Annotated in this window: 1 protein-coding gene; it reads left to right on the top strand. The window is 37.6% G+C overall.

Features of this window, described 5'->3' with window-relative positions; genetic code table 11:
* The coding region (locus AB5618_RS21340; RefSeq protein WP_368367053.1) for an IS91 family transposase at nt 1-994 on the top strand (994 nt) is incomplete at its 5' end.
* Nucleotides 995-1,261: the final 267 nt, after the last annotated feature.

Raw genomic sequence — 1,261 nt, 5'->3', positions numbered from 1 at the left:
CTCCTGCCGTGACAGATGCTGTCCTATGTGTCAGGAGTTTCCAAAAGAAAAATGGGTAGATGCACGGCGTGAGGATATCTTAGATGCTCCTTATTTCCATGTAGTTTTTACAGTTCCAGAAGAACTTAATCCCATTATCTACAGCAACCAGAAATTCTTATACACTGCTCTTTATCATGCGGCTTCAGATACTCTCAGTGAACTTGCTGCTGATAGTAAATATCTTGGGACTGATATCGGCTATATTTGTATCCTCCATACATGGGGAAGCACCATGAATTTTCATCCTCATATCCATGCGATTGTTCTTGGTGGAGGGCTGGATGTGAAAAATCATTGGAAAGACAACGGGAAAGAGTTTTTTCTTCCGATTAAGGTGATCTCCAAAATATTTCGTGGAAAATATATAGCTGAACTTAAGCAGCTCTGGGAAAATGACAGGCTTGAATTTCATGGATCGGCTGCACCTTACAAAAACTACTATACTTTCAAGGAATTGTTAAATACCTGCTATACAAAGGAATGGATTCCTTATTGCAAGAAACCATTTGACAGTGCCGAATCTGTCATCAGATACCTTGGAAAATACACCCACCGGATTGCTATCAGCAACTACCGTATCAAAGACATGACAGAATCTACAGTTACTTTTTCCGCTAAAGATTACAAAAACCAAGGGCTTTGGAAAGAGATCACCATATCCGGCGAGGAATTTATCCGTCGATTTTTAATGCATGTTCCTCCAAAACGTTTTGTACGTATCAGGCACTATGGTCTTCTTTCATCCAGAAATAAGAAGAAAAAGATTACCCTATGTAGAAACATCCTTGGTTGCAAAAAATATATTTCCAAGCTGAAAGATATGGATGCACCTGCCATTATCCGTCTTCTTTATAATAAAGATATATGCAAGTGTTCTTCCTGTGGTGGTAAGATTATTCCTCTGTCTACAGAACAACATTTTATAAAACCAAAACCACATATGCTCTGTTAACGTATCATAACTGTATATTTTTTTAGCTTCTTTAGGGAGGCTTATTTCTGGTGTCATAATACAGGACTGAATTATAAATTCTATGTGTTTCTATGTGTACACGCTATCCTATTATAAATAGAGTGTCATAATTAAAAGTCCATATAGAGTTGACGCACTTTGTTCAACCAGAAAAAATCGAAATTGATGCAAACGAAAGGGCAGTTAATGAAAAGTCTCCATACTGCTTTTTCGTTTGCACCACCTTCGATTCTTTCCTTAACGATT

The sequence above is a fragment of the Ruminococcus sp. J1101004sp1_RTP21198st1_B9_RTP21198_201120 genome, assembly GCF_040924245.1.
In the GTDB taxonomy this organism is placed as follows: Bacteria; Bacillota; Clostridia; order Lachnospirales; family Lachnospiraceae; genus Blautia_A; species Blautia_A faecis.
This window is presented reverse-complemented; position numbering and strand designations above follow the sequence as displayed.